Here is a 447-nt window from a genome sequence, read left to right as displayed (position 1 = left end):
ACCGTAGAGGAAGCCAGAAAATATAAGAAAGAGTTCATTGAGCAATTTAGTGGCAATTCAAAATTAGACAAGGCCATAGAAATTTTAGAGGAAGGCTTCGAAGATGCCATTCAATACTTGAATGAGAAACCGAAATATCATAAGCATATTCGAAGTACAAACTCGTTAGAAAGAATCAATGAGGAAGTCCGGAGAAGAGAGAGGGTAATTAGAATATTTCCTAATACACAGTCAGCTTTCAGATTAATTGGAGCGGTGTTAATGGACTATGCTGAGGAAGTAGGAAGAAGAATAATTCAGGACAAAGAAGAGAAAAAATAGCGACGCGACGCGCGAATTTTTGGTGTACTGGAAGGGGGTACCCCCTTCCAGTACACCAAAAATAATTCATCTGCTTAACATTGTTTTTCATGAGGAATGAATTTACACATAATAATGGGCTTGACT

Annotated in this window: 1 protein-coding gene; it reads left to right on the top strand. The window is 37.8% G+C overall.

The window, feature by feature from the left end; genetic code table 11:
• Window positions 1–321: transposase (locus tag AC3A54_RS25505; RefSeq protein ID WP_487656673.1), on the top strand; the 321-nt coding region annotated here is incomplete at its 5' end.
• Window positions 322–447: the final 126 nt, after the last annotated feature.

Source organism: Neobacillus sp. Soil_C_43, from assembly GCF_057656715.1.
This window is presented reverse-complemented; position numbering and strand designations above follow the sequence as displayed.